Below are 17,085 nucleotides of genomic sequence, written 5' to 3'. Positions count from 1 at the left end.
CTTTGATGGATGTCTGGATATGTATGTCCAAAATAACTGCTTTTATTTACATTACAAAATATTTTCCTATTTCGGGAAAGACATTTTGTAATCCACTCTCACTTTTCCTTTGGTAATATCGTCGAGTTTGCTTTTCAACATCCTGCGTTTCAGCGGTTTAAGATGATCGATGAACAATACTCCGTCGATATGATCATATTCGTGTTGGATAACGCGAGCAGTAACACCGGTGAAGGTTCTTTCGTGTGGTTGGAAGTTTTCGTCCACATAGCGCAGGGTAACGGTTTGCGGACGGTCTACATCTTCTCTTACTTTAGGGATACTCAGGCATCCTTCGTTGTAAGGCCATTCTTTACCGCCAGTTTCCACGATATGAGCATTGATGAATACTTCTTTGATCCCTTCATCGCCAGGGTACTCGTCTTTCTCATCCTCCTCCAGGTTGTCAATGATTTGTTTGGAGTCCACTACAAACAGGCGAATGGCTTTATTGATTTGTGGCGCCGCGATACCTACACCATTGGAGGCATACATGGTTTGCCACATATTGGCGATCAGTTCTTTTAACTCCGGGTAATCCGGTGTGATATCTTCCGCAACCTTCCTCAGTACTGGATGTCCGTATGCTACTATTGGCAATATCATGATTCTTATGACTTGGTTTAAATTACAAATTTAAATATTTTTTCCCCGCTGCATGTACTCCTGTAAGATAATGGTGGCGCTGATCTCGTCCACCAGGGCTTTGTTCTGGCGATCTTTCTTCTTTAAACCGCTATCCAGCATGCTCTGGAAAGCCATTTTGGAAGTAAAACGCTCATCCATCTTTACGATGGGAATATCGGGGAAATTCTTTTTCAGGATGCGGATACATTCTGTTACCAGCGCAGTAGCGTCTGTGGCGCTACCATCTAGGTTTTTAGGCTCTCCGATCACAATGGTTTCCACTGGTTCGGCAGCAAAGTATTTCTTCAGGTAAGGAATCAGATCATGGGTAGATACCGTGGTAAGGCCACTAGCAATCAGTTGCAAGGGGTCTGTCACCGCCAGCCCCGTTCTCTTCTTCCCGTAATCAATCGCCATAATACGTGGCATATCATCAATTTTTTTAATGTAAAAATATTATCCCAAGAACACCATGTCTGCGATAGCAAAAACAGCAAATACCACGCTGGCAATACCATTCGTGGTCATAAACATGATATTAATCCTGCTGAGATCATTAGGTTTCACCAGCATATGTTGAGACACGAGCATACTCACGAATGCTGCTGCTCCAATCCAATACAGCCAATGAAAATGGCCCACGATACCGATGGTAATCACCAATGCAGCCGCAATCACGTGCAGCACTTCGGAGAAACGCAGGGCGCCAGATAAACCCAGCCAAGCAGGAATGGAGTTCAGGCGTTGGGAGCGATCGAAATCCTCATCTTGGAGGGAGTAAATAATATCAAAACCGGATACCCAACATAAAACTAATACGGACACCATTACTGGCAATGCGGCAAACTGGCCTGTAACTGCCAGATAAGCGCCGATTGGAGCCAGGGAAAGGCCCACGCCCAGCACCAGGTGGCAAAGGGCGGTAAAACGCTTTGTATAGCTATATCCCAGCACTACCAGCAAGGCCACCGGAGATAAGAAAAAACAAATACGGTTGATGAACCAGGTGGTGACGATAAACAGTATCACATTGGCCAGGATAAAGGCCATTGCATTCTTTTTGGAGATAATGCCGGCAGGAATTTCGCGCTTGGCGGTACGAGGATTCAGTTTATCAATATCCACGTCCAGCCAACGGTTGAATGCCATGGCGGCACTACGGGCAAATACCATACAGAGTAATACCAGCCCGAATGTAGCCCAACTGAAACTGCCCCCTCCCCTCGTGATGGCCATCACAAAGCCAATCAACGCAAAGGGCATCGCGAAGATGGTATGGGCAAATTTTACTAGCGACAGATACTTATTTATAGTTGTATACATATGTCAACAATATTATTTAATGGTTAGCTTGCAGTTTAACAAAGATATCCCAAACCACAATACCGGTAGTCACTGAAATATTCAAAGAATGTTTCATGCCTAGTTGTGGAATTTCAATGCAGCCATCCACCACTTTCATTACATCTCCATCCACTCCGCTCACCTCATTACCGAAAACCAGTGCTAGTGGCTGTTCTTTGCTTGGCTGGAAATGATCCAGGCGCACGCTGTTGACCGCCTGTTCTACTGCCATTACCTTGTAGCCCGCCTCTTGGAGGTCTTTCACCGCTTCCATCGTGGTGGTAGCATACTGCCATTCTACCGTTTCAGTGGCGCCCAGGGCCGTTTTGTGGATATCGCGGTGTGGAGGCACCGGCGTATAGCCGCAAAGGATAATACCCTGTAACAGGAAAGCGTCTGCTGTACGAAAAACCGAGCCTACATTGTGCATGCTCCGGATATTGTCCATCACCAGGACAATAGGTGTTTTATTCGCGGCCTTAAACTCCTCAACGGTTTTACGGCCTAATTCATCCATGCTAAGTTTTCTCATTGCCTGCAAAGATAACAGGATGGGTTGAGTTTTATATATTTGCGCCATGGCAAAAAGCAAATCGGAAGAAACCCCGCTCATGCTACAGCACAAAGCCATCAAGGAAAGATATCCCGATGCCGTGCTACTGTTCCGTGTGGGCGACTTTTATGAAACATTCAATGAGGACGCGGTGATTGCCGCAAAAGTGTTGGGGATCGTACTGACAAAGCGGGCAAATGGCTCTGCATCATATGTTGACCTAGCAGGCTTTCCCCACCATGCACTGGATACTTACCTCCATAAACTCGTGAAAGCGGGTTATCGGGTGGCGGTATGCGACCAACTGGAAGATCCCAAAACGGTGAAAGGTATTGTGAAACGTGGTGTAACGGAAATGGTTACTCCAGGTGTGGCTGTGAATGATAAACTGCTGGAAAATTCCAGCAATAACTTCCTGGCAGCGGTACATTTCGGTGAAGACGTGACGGGCGTATCTTTCCTGGATATTTCCACCGGTGAATTCTTTGTGGCCGAAGGTAGCATTGAATATGTGGATAAACTCCTGCAAAGCTTCCGCCCTGCGGAAGTATTATTTGCCCGCCAGCAGCAAAAGCATTTCAAGGCTACCTTTGGTACCCGTTTCTATACCTATACCCTGGAAGAATGGATTTTCACCACTACTTATGCGGAAGAAATCCTGCTGAAACATTTCCAGACCCATTCCCTGAAAGGCTTTGGCGTAGAAGGACTGAATGCCGCCATTATCGCGGCCGGCGCTACGCTCCATTACCTCAAGGATACGGAGCATCCTAATCTCCAGCATCTGACCCGCATGCAGCGGATCGATCAGGACGATTTTCTGTGGATGGACCGCTTTACCGTGCGTAACCTCGAACTGCTCAACAGCAGCGTGGAAAATGGGCATACCCTGCTCAAAACCTTGGATAACACGGTCACTCCGATGGGCGCGCGTCTCCTTAAACGCTGGTTAGTATTTCCCCTCCGCCATAAAGACCGCATCAACGAGCGACTGGACACCGTGGAATATTTGATCAAGGAAGCTACCTTGGCGAATGATTTACGCGGACATCTGAAGCAAACAGGCGATCTAGAGCGACTGGTGTCTAAAATACCACTGAAGAAAATCAACCCTAGGGAAGTGATGCAGTTGGCCAAATCCCTGGAACAGGTGGCTGCTGTAAAAACTCTCTTAGGAAAAAATACCAACGATTACCTGGAACGGCTGAATGCTAAATTGGATAGTTGTCCGGGTATTATGGACCGCATCTTCAACGAAGTGATGGAAAATCCTCCGGTGCTGGTTAATAAAGGCGGTGTTATTAAAGATGGCGTGAATAAAGAGCTGGACGATTTGAGAGCCGTTGCCACAAAAGGTAAAGACTATCTCCTCCAGATCCAACAGAAAGAATCAGAAGCTACTGGTATCCCTTCTCTGAAAATAGCCTTCAACAACGTTTTTGGCTATTACCTGGAAGTAACCAATACCCATAAAAACAAAGTTCCTGACACCTGGATCCGTAAACAAACCCTTGCCAATGCGGAAAGGTATATCACACCGGAATTAAAGGAGTACGAAGAAAAGATTGTAGGGGCAGAAGATAAAATCCTGGTACTGGAATCAAGGTTGTTTGACGAGCTGCTGGCAGATCTGCAAAAATATATTGAGCCGATACAGACCGATGCACAAGTGTTTGGTCGTATGGACTGTCTCCTTTGCTTTGCGCATAATGCTGTGCAGTATAAATATCGCAGGCCGCAGATAACGGATGGTTATGAATTGCGTATTACCGAAGGGCGTCATCCGGTGATAGAAAGAGGGCTCCCAACAGGAGAATCCTATGTAGCCAATGACATTACGTTGGATAAAGAGGCGCAACAAATTATCATATTGACCGGGCCGAACATGAGCGGTAAATCAGCGCTGTTGCGTCAGACGGCGCTCATCACGCTGATGGCGCATATGGGTAGTTTTGTACCTGCTGCTGCCGCAGAAATTGGGTTGACAGATAAAATCTTTACCCGTGTAGGCGCATCTGATAACCTGAGTGGTGGCGAATCTACCTTCATGGTGGAGATGAATGAAACGGCCAGTATTGTGAACAGTATTACCCCGAGAAGTCTGGTAATATTGGATGAAATCGGGCGTGGTACTAGTACTTACGATGGTATCTCCATCGCTTGGAGCATTGTGGAATACCTGCACGACATGAGCACGCATCGGCCTAAAACCCTTTTCGCTACCCACTATCATGAACTGAATGAGTTGGAAGCAAAACTGGGCCGCGTGAAAAACTACCATATCACCAATATGGAATCGGGCAATAAGATTATTTTCCTGCGCAAACTGGCGCCAGGTGGTAGTCGACATAGCTTTGGTATTCATGTGGCTAAGATGGCCGGTATGCCGCCAGAGCTGATTAACAGGGCCAATGAAGTGCTTGCGCAACTGGAAGAAAAACATATCGATGGTGCGCTGCAACAAAATGTAAAAAACATTGCTACTTCCTCGCAGAAGCTACAGCTCAATATATTTGATGCCCATAGCGATACTTTTAAGGAGATACGTGAGCGTCTGGATAGTGTGGATATCAACAGATTGACGCCAGTGGAGGCTTTGCTGAAGCTGAGTGAGATTAAAGGGATGATTGGATAGCTTCTGCGGATGCCCTAGGCATTTTGTAAAAACGGATTTGACGTCTGCGACGTCAAATCCGTTTTTTATTTTTTAGTCGGCCCTGCCCAATGGGCAGGGCCGACAGACGGGAGAATTTAATGTTTTAGGTTCCCTGCTCAGCGGGTAGGGATGACTGGCGGAAGAGTTTAATGTTTTAGGTTCCTTGCTCAGTGGGCACGGATGACAGGGAGGCGGGAGATGTAAAAAAGAAATCCCCCGCTTTCGCGAGGGATTCTTCTTCACTCTTTACTGTACTATCTAATCATCACAAAATGATTACTTATTTCATATCCCACCAAACACGGCCGGTATAATCATTCATATCGCCGTATTGGCCGGTTTTCTGCATATCGGTGATAGCATTCTGCCAGTTTGTTTGTTGTTCTACAACAGTAGGACGAGGCAGTGCCCAACGACGAGGCAGGGTCATGGTAGTACCATTGGAAACCATTGGTTCCAGGTTCAGGATACCACCAGCTTTAGGATAACCTGTTCTTTTCCAAGAACCCCAAGCTTCCCAAGGAGATTTGAAGTGGTTCAGGAATATCTGGATATCAATTTTTTCCAGATCAGAAGCCTGATTGCCAGTCAATGCTACGTTAGCGTTGGCGATGTATTTATCTACATCGGCGCTGTTAACCGGAGTATAGTCCTGGATATCAGCCAGACGGGCCATATCATTGTAAGCAGCAACAGAGGCTTTGATACCATTGTTGTACCAGGTAGCAGCATCCTGACCAGTGATAATACCGCGAACGGAGAGTTCAGCGATCATAAAACACTGTTCAGCATAAGTCAGGATAGGTTGTGTGTAGACACCAGCCGTACGACCTTCTGCTTCTGCGTTGAAGAGACGGTGCTGTATATAGGAAACGGTATCGATTTTTCTTCCAACAGTTTTACCATTGAAGGTCATGGAGTAGTTTCTCACTACGAAGAAGCCTGCATTTGCCGGATCCTTACGTTTATCAGGAGAAGCCGGAGCACCTACATATTGTTGGTTAGGATATACAGAACCAGGAGCGAGTACACCACCTGCAACCAGGGAGTCAAACGCCGCTTTGGTATAACCATTCTTTTCGTAGAACAGTGGCAGACGAGGGTCATTGCTGGTTACCATGTAATCAATGATACCTTTGGAGCCTACTAATGGGTTGTTGCCCATGTTCCAGTTACCGCTTTTCGCAAAGTTATTTGGACTGGAAACAAATTTCCATTCATCATTATTGCTGGCGAAGAGACCTGCAGGGTTAGCCATTACATCCTGTGCGATAGCAGCAGCTTTCTGCGGGTTTCTGCTCATCAGACGCATAGCCAGTTTCAGACGCAATACGTTTGCAGCCTGAGCCCAGTTTGCTGACTTACCATTGTAGTAGATATCGAAGTTGGTCGCTTTCACCTGGTTAGGCAATTTGGCGTTGAATGCCGCCAATGCAGACTTCAGTTCAGTTTCCCAGATATCGAACAGTTGTTCCTGGTTATCGTATGCAGGGGTAAAGGTACCACCGTAACGTGCGCCAAAGGCTTTACTGTAAGGGATACTACCATTTGCATCGGATACTCTCCAGGCAGCATATACCTTCATTACTTTGGAGATAGCTACGACCTCAGCAAAGTTAGCGCGGGAAGCCGCTGGCATTTTGCTAACAGTACTGTCGATATCTACCAGGTTTGGACCGATACTGGTATAAAAAGCATTGTAGAAATTGTTAGTATTCTCCGGGCTGAACAGACGGCCCAGGGAAGAACCAGGAGCAGGAACGCCATATTGCATCCACTGCATTTGGTATTGGTAACAATCATAGAACCAATCGAAATCGCGGTCAACGATTGTTTTACCAGGAAGAGTAAGCATCATTTCAGGAGAGGTAGAAGGACTCACCTTCGGATTCTGGTTCAGATCCTCGAATCCTTTAGTGCAGGAAGTCAGGGTTAAACCAACCAGTGCTGCACCAATTCCTAATTTATTTATAGTCTTCATTTTAAATTTTGTTTGAGTTAAACAGCATGATTAGAATCCGATCTGGATAGTAGCACCGATGTTACGGATGAACGGAACAGCACCATATTCAGAGAATGCAAATGTTGCGTTGTTACGAACAGCTTCCGGATTAATATGATCAGGCAGGTTATTAAACAGGTAACCCAGGTTACGACCTACCAGAGATACGCGGAGGCTTTGCATTTTCAGACGTTGAGCAATTTCTTTAGGCAATGTGTAACCCAGAGAAACTTCACGCAGTGCCACATAAGAAGCATCAAAAACAGAAGCTTCACGGATACCGATACCCCAGTCGCCAATCATACCGTAGTACTGCATTGGAGTAAGTGGAGAAACGTAACCTTTAGCATAAGCGTCTTTGTAGGTCATGCCACCGATATTAACATCTTTACCGTCAACAGTAACAGTAGTACCGTCAGCGAGTACGCCATCAGGCAGCATACCGTCGTTACGTTTGGTACCATTACCATCTGTCCATGCCAGACCACCATGAGCAGCATCACGACCAGCTTCGGTATTAGCAGTAGTACCACGGCCAGTACCATATTGGTGAGAAGCAGAGAAGAAGTCGCCACCGATACGAGCCTGTACGAGTACGCCCAGTGACCAGTTTTTATAGGAGAATGTGTTATTGAAACCCAAATTCCAGTTAGGCTGGATATTACCAACTACTGCATAACCGCGTTTGAATTGAGCAGGGAAGTCAGCGCCAGCACCGTTCAGGGTGATGATTGGCTGACCAGCAGCGTTGCGGGTATAACCATAGTTTGTAACCAGATTACCGTAGGCACCACCTACCTGTGCAACAGCATCTACGTTTTGATCGCTACCCAGAGTGTAACTGGTTAAGCCATCCACCAATTCGAGGACTTTATTCTTGTTGCGGCTACCATTCAGGGTAACATCCCAGGTAAAGTTTTTATTTTGGATTGGAGTACCGTTGATTGCGAGTTCAATACCTCTGTTCAACATTCTACCGGCATTAATCAAGCGGCTACTAACACCACTTTCCATGGTAGCGGTCAGAGGGAGAATCTGGTTGTAAGCAATTGTGCGATACCAGGCCGCATCGATACCCAGTCTGTTATTCAGGAAACGAACATTAGCACCGAACTCCCAGCTTTTTGCCATAGAAGGTTTCAGGTTCATGTTAGGCAACTGACCGCTTGGATAGAAGGTGATCAGTGGTAATGGGCTGCTACCGTTAGTGCTGGCGCCATTGAAGTAGCCAGAGTTGTAGTAACCGGCGTTGATAGTGTATGGATCGGTATCACCACCTACCAGTGCATATGATCCACGGAGTTTACCATAGCTAACCCATGAAGGCATGCTACCTTTCAGTGTCTGGGTGAATTCCCATGCAGCACTTACAGAAGGATAGAAGTAACCATTGGTAGTATGACCGATGCTACCTCTAGGGTAAGTCAGTGAAGAAGACCAGTCGTTACGGCCGGTTACATCCAGGAACAGTTCATTATTGTAAGCGAAGCTGGCAGCAAAGAACAGAGAGTTGATACGTTTGCGCAGCAGCGGATCATTGTTTACAGAAATAGCACCGATACTGTTGCTCAGATCGTACATGAACGGAATACGCAGACCACCGGTGGTGGCGTTATTGTATTGTTTACCAATACCGCTGTTCCAGGTTTCAGCACCCAGGGTCAGCATGGAACCGTCCCATTTTTTACCCATTTTAGGAGTGATTTGAGCGAGACCAGTAAAGGTATATTGTGTTTTGTTTACACCAGCTTGCATGTAGAGGCCATCAGCACCGGTAAAGTTAGGACCGGTACCAGCTTCTTTACGTTCGTCGGCAGACTGCTCGTTGGAGAAGTTGGATTTCAGGATAAATTTCAGCCAGTCAGTAGCAGTTACGTTTACAGCGATGTTACCCATGAAGAGGTTTTCTTTGCGGGTCCAGCTATTGTAAGCATTCTGGAAGAAGTAATCCGCACCAGGGTGAGTACCCAGATCAGCACGACCGCCGTTAGGACCGGTGTAGTTCTGTGCTTGGTTCCAGTAGTTAGGATTGTAGTTACGAGGAAATACATATACCCATTTACGACCGATGTTGTAGCTGGTATAGTCACCACCCTGGCGGTCAGGGTTTAATGTTTTTGAATTAGCATAAGTTACGCCCAGGTCAGCGCTCAGTACTTTAGAGATAGTCTGGGAACCTTTGAAGGCGATGGTGTTTCTGCCGAAGCTGTTGTTAGGAGAAACGGAGTTGTTATCCAGGTGAGAGTAAGACAGGCGGAAAGTACCTTTATCATTACCACCTTCCATGGAAACGTTTGTATTGTAGTATTTACCGGTTTGGTAAAGATCTTTTACGTTGTTTGGCTGAGGAACGTATTTAGCAGTAGAGCCATCGAGGAGTTTCACATCGCTACCGTCCATTTTGGAACCGAAGCTGTAACCACCCCATTGGTTATCGTATACGCCATCGATACCTTGACCGTAGCTATTCTGCAAATCGATAGGGCCGCGGTATACTTTTTCAAACTGTACAGTTTGGCTAACGTTCACACCGATACCTTTTCTAGCCACACCTTTTTTAGTGGTGATGAGGATAGCACCGTTGAGTGCGCGGGAACCGTATAATGCGGTAGCAGCAGCACCTTTCAACACGGATACTGACTCATAGTCATCCGGGTTCATGTTTTTCAGTACGTTACCGAAGTTAACGTCGTTGGCAGTTACATCGTTTTCGAAGATCACACCGTCGATAACGAAGATAGGTTGGTCTTTACCAGTCAGGGTTTTAGCACCACGGAGAATGATACGTGGAGCGGCCTGCGGGCCACCGGCAGCGCTAGAGATGTCCACACCTGCAACTTTACCCTGGAGGGCAGCAACCGGGTTTACCTGGTTGGATTTTGCGAGATCACCACCTTTCAGTTCAGTGATGGCATAACCCAGTTTACGTGATTCACGTTTAATACCCAATGCCGTTACGACAACTTCATTGAGGTTTTTATTATCTTCTTTCAGCACTACTGCAATGGAAGACTGGTCGCCTACAGCAATTTCCTGGTTAGCGTATCCGATGAAGGACAGCACCAGTGTAGCGTTAGGAGTGATAGAAATTTTGAAGGAACCATCGGCAGCGGACATTGTTCCATTGGCGGTGCCTTTTTCTTTCACTGTTACACCAGGCAACAGTGTTCCTTTTTCATCTTTTACGGTACCCGTAATAGCTTTCTTATTCTGTGCCCATGCAGTAACAGCGCAGCATAAGAAAAGCAACGTGGCGAGAAGAAGTGATCTTCGCATAGTTTCCTTTTGGTTTAATTTATTACAAGTGAGTCAGTCACATGGCATATAGGAGGCTACCCATACAGTTATCCTTCCATAGTGGAATAGGTTCCAGTAAGCATTTTGGTTTCCGTCCTCGAAAAGTTTCCGTCTCTAAATAATATCCGTTCTCTAAAAATTTGACATCGCGCGCCCGGTAATTCCGTTGGCATAACTAATCTTTCAGCATAGTTGGTAAAACACCAGTAGTAAAACGTTTTAGCATACTACTAATAAAAAAAACCTGTAGCGTATCGATTTCACAAAATTCAACGTTCACAAGTACAAGTTTAATAGCGTGGCTGGAAAGTCCAGCAGTAAAACGTTTTAGCAACTACTAATAAAAAAAACTTGTAGTATCTCTCTCACAAAAATTCATAATTCACGTTTACAAGTTTCAAGCTGGTTGCTGAAAATAACAAACCAAACATAGCTATAATTCTGAGATTGTCAAAAAAGAATTAACAATTTTTTTATTTTCTGTTAACTGTTTGTAAACAGTGTGAAAATAATATGTTATTAAATTAAAATAGCATTACTCGGGGTTAAAATAAGAAATCCTGCCCTTTTCAGGGCAGGATCTTGGGGCTAACCTTGCTTATAAAGGAAAAGTTTAATAGTTATAATCGTTACGATAGTAGGATTCCGCGCGTTTATCCGTAGGTACCCAGAAGATCGGAGAAGAGAAATTGTCATCTGCCTTCACTTTCAGATAATTGTCGGTATTGGTTTGGAATTCGGTACTTGGGTAGCGAATCCTTTCCGCCACCGGTTTCATTGCCTTACCACCGAAAGTGAATGGTTCTAATTTCGGATGGCGGGTACGACGGAGTTCCGCAAAGAGTTCCATGGTACCTGGCAGATTCAGATGGATGTATTTCTGCTGCATTAGGATTTCCATTTTATCCTCCACACTGCTGGCGGCATCGAATTTAGCACGTACGGTAGCGGCATAAGTAGCTACAGTGGCGGCATCAGGAGTAGCAGGATGGAGTACGGAAGTTTTCTCATATGGGCTCAGGCCATTTACCCAGTACCAATAAGCAGTTGAATGCACTACTGCGTCTGCAATATGTTCACCTGCTGTTTTACCAGTTGTACCCAGTCCTTTCAGTGCAATTTCAGCCAGCAGCAGATCCAGTTCTCCCAATGTCATCCAGTTGCCAGGCATGGTATTGCGGTGGTAGGTAGCATGGTTATACATGGACTTGGAATTCTGTGCGAGGGAAGAATTTAAGTCGTCTGCGCCAACATAATACTTATCCCCTGCCAGGTAAGCAGCTTCCTGAGCATCTGCATTCATGGAAACGCCACGGTAATCGCTATATTTTGTAGGCATGGCGATTACTGGCAGACGAGGATCATCTACGCCTGGTTCATATTTATCAGTTCCAAAATTCATGCGTTTCAGGATAGTATTCGGAACGAAAGAAGCAAATGAATTTTCGTACCAGCCACGCTCCCAGGTACCGCCACTCTTAGGATCCGCCACGAATGGCATCTGCCATACGAGGTCTTTTGACGGTCTCGGTTTGCTTAATTCTTCGCTCAGGACTTGTTTTGCAAGTGTAGGATTTACACCTGAAATACGTACTGCATATCTTATACGCAACATGCTGATGTACTGAATCCACATATTGATATCTCCTTTCGATGCGAAATCCTGTTTTACGAAATCGGATTTATTGGCAACCGAAAGATTATTATACAGCGTAGGCAGTGTATCCGCGATGCTTTTCAGCTCTCCGAGAATAATCTCTGTAGTTTTCTGTGCATCGTCGTACTTTGGAAAGAATACACCGGAAGTACCTTGCCAGGACTCTGTAAAAGGAATATTATTCACCAAATCAATCAGCTTCAGCGCACCATAGTCTCTTACTACAGTGGTCAGCTTCAGATAAAACATGGCTTCATTACGCTGATCAGCAGGAGCTGTGGCGTATAAGTCCCTCATTTCCCCGAAGTTGCGGGTGTTTCTGTAGAAGGAGTTAAAATAATCCCTAATGGCGTTATCACTGAAACCATTACCAGTGGTCAGATCATCATAAGTACTGAACCAGCTATAACGGGAAGTAATGTAGCGTTGTGAAATCTGCGCATACCCAGGAATACCGGTACCTGGATTCATCATCCAATACCATTCGCCATAGTCGCCTACATATAATTTCCAGCCATACATCGTAGCGGTAAACATACCAGACCATTTCTGATCTAATGGCGGATTGGATTTCTCAGGATTTTTGAACTGATCTTCCAGTTCTTTCTGGCAGGATGTCAGCGAAGCGCCAAGACATAAGCCAATAAATATTTTAGAGAGATTAATTTTCATTTGTCAGCATTTTTCTAATTAGAAACTAACATTTACACCAACACTATAAGAACGCACGGAAGGGTAGAATGAATTCTCGATATAGATATCAGTACCCAGTGTGGACTCAGGATCTACGTTTGGTAATGTTTTATACAGGTAGAACAGGTTACGCGCAGCGGCTGTTACTTTTACACCTTGCAGATGAATTGGTTGTAGCCATTTACGAGGCAGATCATATGCAACAGACAGTTCACGCAGTTTGATATAATCATTTTTGAACAATCTGTCCGGACCCCATCCGCTACTCATATCGCTGATGTAAGTCTGGTAATATTGCGTGGAGGAAGCAATGCGATCATTCTTCTCATAAGTGGTTTTACCATTTGCATCAGTTACAGCTTTCACACCATCCAGGATGATACCGTCGTAGTACAGTCTGCCATTCTTAGCCTGGGCAGGTGCAGGTTGGCCGCTGGTCCATGCTACGTTCTGGTTGGTATTTTTATCGATGTAATAAGTCAGACCACCATGTTCTGTATCTCTGTATGCGAGGGTATTTTTAGTAACGCCCAGACCAGTCAGGTAGTAGTTGGTGTAAGAGAAGATTTGTCCACCGAATTTATAATCCAATCCGAGGTGCAGCGTAATGTTTTTATACTTGAAGTCAGAGAAGACACCGCCCAGTACTTTTGCCTGTGCATTACCTACAGTGGTCATCTGGCTGCTCAACTGGTACAGACCATTTGCATCCACAATTTTATTTCCTTTATCATCCTTCAGGTAATCGAACATTTGGATTTCATTAACAGGACGGCCTTCGCGTGCCACCACTTTGAAACCATCGTTACCGCTGATAGGATTGGTATTAATACCAGGATAGAGTTTCAACACTTTGGAGCGCTGTGCGGCAGCAGTGATGCCTACCATCCAGGAGAAATCTCTAGTTAATACAGGCGTTCCTTTCAGGGCCAGTTCATAACCCCAGTTTTTCACGTTACCAGCATTGATACGGATTTCTTTAGCACCAGTAGCGTTAGACAGTTTAACCGCCATGATCTGGTTGTATACGTTGTTGGTGTAGAAAGAGAAGTCTACAGACATACGGTTTTTCTCAAAGAAACCTGCTTCGAAACCTACTTCATATTCGCGTTTACGTTCTGGCAACAGTTCATTGGCGAACAGGGATTCCATACCGATAATGGTAGTAGCGTTGTTATAACCAACGATACTGTTCACGTCGTAGTATCTGTAAGCGAAGTAGTTGTCGTTGGTACCTTTACCAACGTCCGCCCAACCGATACGGAATTTACCGTAGTTAAGTTTTGGAATTCGGATATCCTTGGTGAAATCCCAGGTGAAAGACAAGCTAGGATAATTGAAGTGGTTATACTTTGGATACAGGGTAGAGTTCCAGTCAGTACGATCAGTTGCCTCAATGAAGTAGCGGTCTTTCCAAGCCAGTTGGAGAGATCCGAAGGCGCTGTAAACGATACGGCTACCTCTGGAAGCGGATCTTGCTTTACCAGCATTACCCAGATCTGGGAAGCTGGCACTGTTATCCAGGGAGAACCAGCCTGGTACGCGGAAACCACCAGTTGTGCTGGCAAAAATGCTGTTATAATTATCCTGTTGCACAGCACCACCTGCGAGTGCATAAACATGCAGGTTATTGTTGAGGAAGTCGTGATTGTAAGTAAAGTGTGATTGATAAGTTTGGATGGAGTAGTTATCCCTTTTCATAGAAAAAGTACCACCTACCATTTTAGGAGCGATTCTAGTTTCTTTTTCTTTACTAACGAAGTCCGTATTGGTATAATCCAGACCTGCAAATGTTACCATAGAAATATCTTTGGTAAAATTGAGGGTTACTCTTGCAGAAGAAATCAAGTGAGTTTTGGTATCAGTGTTGAAGTTATCATACTGATTCCACCAGAAGTCAAACAGTTTCGTGATCATGTTTGGCAAGCCTGCGGCATCCAGGTCTGGTCTGTGACCAGTTGAGTCGCGGTAGAACTGACGAAGTTGTGCTAATGGATAATCCCTGTTCATACCCCAAGCCACCAGGCCGTCGATAGAAGGGCGGCGGTTGTTGGTTTTAACGTTGTACAGGTTAGAAGTTACTTCGAAAGTAGCAAATTTGGAAGCCTTCATTGTACCATTGAAGCTGAAGGTATTCTGTTTCTGCCATGAGTTTTCCAGAACATCATCATAACCCATGTTGGTATAGGAGAGACGCATACTACCTTTATCATTAGCACCAGAAATAGCTACGTTTGTTCTGTTGGAGTTACCATTTTTGAACAGGCTCATAAAGTTATTGGGTACCGCGCTGTAAGGACGGATAGTACCGTCGAAATACTGCATTGGTTCGCCTGTGAACTTAGGACCAAAGCTGAAACGGCTAGCAATTACTTTTCTGGTTTTTACGCCATTGATATAAGTATAAGCGGTATCGTATGGCGTGGTACCGGAACCATATTCATTTTGAAAATCGATGTAGTTCACTGGTTGTTCCACAGAACGTTGGTGCGAAAGGGTTACACCAAAACCTCTTGCATTAGCACCAGATTTGGTGGTGATCATCATTACACCATTCGCGCCTTTTTCACCATAGAGAGCGGTCGCTTTAGCACCTTTCAGAATTTCAACAGACTCAATATCATCAGGGTTGATATCATTGATACCAGTACCATAGTCAACAGAGTGCAATGGATCATAGTTACGGGAAGCCATGCTGGTATTGGCATCGCGGATAACAACTCCGTCCACAACGATTAAGGGGCGGTTATTAGCACCTTCAGTTAGGGACGCAGCACCACGGATTTTAATGTTGATACCACCCATAGGACCAGCGGAACCGGCGATCACGCCAACGCCCGCAGCTTTACCGTAGAGGGCTTGCACCGGATTGAGGGTAGTACCTGCCTGGGTCAGCTCATCTCCTTTGATAGAAGAAACAGCATAACCGAGGGATTTACGATTTTGTTTGATACCCAGCGCAGTTACAACTACTTCATTCAATCCTTTGGCATCGTCCTGGAGTAAAATATCATAAGATGTTTTAGCGGTAGTGGCAACTTCTGTTTTGCCATAACCTACCATAGAAACCTGGATGGTGGCTCCAGGCGCAACAGCGAGTGAAAATTTTCCGTTGGGATCAGTTGTTGTACCTGTTTTGGTACCTTTTTCCAGAATTGTAACCCCTGGTAATGGGTTTCCTTTGGCATCGTGCACAACGCCGGAAATGTTACGTTTGTCCTGCGCTAAAACGATTTGGCAACAGAGCGCCAAAAGGACCGCAAGTAACTGTAGCGATCTTTTCATGGTTTACTGATTTAAGATAACAGATAAGTGAACAGAAACGGCAGCATTGTGCATAGCAATGGTATGCCGCTATTTTTCTTTTGGAAAAACCGGTTTAAAAAAAGCACTGGAATCAAAGCAGTATTGCACGGCTACAGCACAATGAGCCACAGGTGTGGTCATGTCAATCGTCACTTACGGTTCGCAATGGTGTTCCTTATAAGTCTGTGAAATCAAGGGGCATGGCAATACCCTCCTGGTCAGCAGGTTGGAATGTTACGTGCATTGAAACGCTAATACTGGTTGATAAACTAAATAAACGAATGTCCTTTTAACTCATTTTAATTATTTCGTTGGTATTGTTTAGGATCTCTTGCTACACTACTCTCTCAACTAAGTACTAATTATTTTATTTGATTTTGGCCCTGTATTATTCTTCGATTTCGGTTCTCTTCCTCTGTAAAGTTGTAAGTTATAAACACCGTAGTAAAACGTTTTAGCTACTGCATCTAAAAAAAAGAAAGCCTTCAGGGATTATTATCTCATAGATTGCTTTCTAATACCAAACTTAGGCAAAGTTTTCATGACTCACAAACATTTTGTTAAAATTATTTTGCACTCGAAAATTATTTGAATTGTGTAAAAGGTACACACAAGGCTATATAGCGGGCTGACTAAGAAGTGATTTCATCACAGCATTCTCCTTAATTTTATTAACTAAGTGTGAAAATGTTTTTTTATAAAATCCTTACCTGCGGTAAGTTTGGGGATGTATAAAAAATATTGCTTTTATGCGATTTTGAAAAAAAATGATTTGACGTCTGCGACGTCAAATCATTTTTTTTATTTTTTTCGTTGTCCCTGCCCTGCGGGCAGGGACAACAGACTTGAGTGTTCTGAACTGCTGGGAAGGGACGACAGTGTTCTGACCTGCTGAGCAGAGACGACCCGCA

Annotated in this window: 9 protein-coding genes; 1 reads left to right on the top strand and 8 read right to left on the bottom strand. The window is 44.8% G+C overall.

The annotated features are described in order from the left end of the window. Positions 1 to 66: 66 nt before the first annotated feature. The 4 genes from def to JO154_RS10050 are packed head-to-tail and all read right to left on the bottom strand — an operon-like array spanning position 67 to position 2,542. A complete protein-coding gene (gene def, locus JO154_RS10065) occupies positions 67 to 645 on the bottom strand; it encodes a peptide deformylase (protein WP_291944613.1) in 579 nt (192 codons plus the stop codon). A 30-nt stretch (positions 646 to 675) separates the two neighbouring features. Then, positions 676 to 1,095, bottom strand: coding sequence for a Holliday junction resolvase RuvX (gene ruvX, locus JO154_RS10060; protein WP_291944611.1), 420 nt, complete (start codon positions 1,093 to 1,095; stop codon positions 676 to 678). 27 nt (positions 1,096 to 1,122) lie between these two features. Then, positions 1,123 to 1,989, bottom strand: a complete 867-nt coding sequence (locus JO154_RS10055) for a UbiA-like polyprenyltransferase (RefSeq protein WP_291944608.1) — start codon at positions 1,987 to 1,989, stop codon at positions 1,123 to 1,125. Positions 1,990 to 2,005: 16 nt separating this feature from the next. Beyond that, complete coding sequence (locus JO154_RS10050; RefSeq protein ID WP_366935580.1) at positions 2,006 to 2,542, bottom strand: RNA methyltransferase; 537 nt, start codon at positions 2,540 to 2,542, stop codon at positions 2,006 to 2,008. Between the two features lie 46 nt (positions 2,543 to 2,588). Here JO154_RS10050 and mutS point away from each other — a divergent pair, with 46 nt between their 5' ends. Continuing rightward, complete coding sequence (mutS, locus tag JO154_RS10045; protein WP_291944605.1) at positions 2,589 to 5,198, top strand: DNA mismatch repair protein MutS; 2,610 nt, start codon at positions 2,589 to 2,591, stop codon at positions 5,196 to 5,198. Between the two features lie 301 nt (positions 5,199 to 5,499). Here mutS and JO154_RS10040 read toward each other — a convergent pair whose 3' ends face one another. The 4 genes from JO154_RS10040 to JO154_RS10025 form a co-directional block, all read right to left on the bottom strand. Next, on the bottom strand, positions 5,500 to 7,200 hold the full coding sequence (locus JO154_RS10040) for a SusD/RagB family nutrient-binding outer membrane lipoprotein (RefSeq protein WP_291944602.1): 1,701 nt from the start codon (positions 7,198 to 7,200) through the stop codon (positions 5,500 to 5,502). Positions 7,201 to 7,230: 30 nt separating this feature from the next. Continuing rightward, positions 7,231 to 10,497, bottom strand: coding sequence for a SusC/RagA family TonB-linked outer membrane protein (locus JO154_RS10035; protein ID WP_291944599.1), 3,267 nt, complete (start codon positions 10,495 to 10,497; stop codon positions 7,231 to 7,233). Between the two features lie 634 nt (positions 10,498 to 11,131). Further along, positions 11,132 to 12,847 (bottom strand): SusD/RagB family nutrient-binding outer membrane lipoprotein, encoded by a 1,716-nt coding sequence (locus JO154_RS10030; protein ID WP_291944596.1) that lies wholly within the window; start codon positions 12,845 to 12,847, stop codon positions 11,132 to 11,134. 18 nt (positions 12,848 to 12,865) lie between these two features. After that, the gene (locus JO154_RS10025) at positions 12,866 to 16,153 is read right to left on the bottom strand and encodes a SusC/RagA family TonB-linked outer membrane protein (RefSeq protein ID WP_291944593.1); all 3,288 of its coding nucleotides are present in this window, start codon (positions 16,151 to 16,153) and stop codon (positions 12,866 to 12,868) included. Positions 16,154 to 17,085: the final 932 nt, after the last annotated feature.

This window comes from Chitinophaga sp., from assembly GCF_019236475.1.
Taxonomy (GTDB): domain Bacteria; phylum Bacteroidota; class Bacteroidia; order Chitinophagales; family Chitinophagaceae; genus Chitinophaga.
This window is presented reverse-complemented; position numbering and strand designations above follow the sequence as displayed.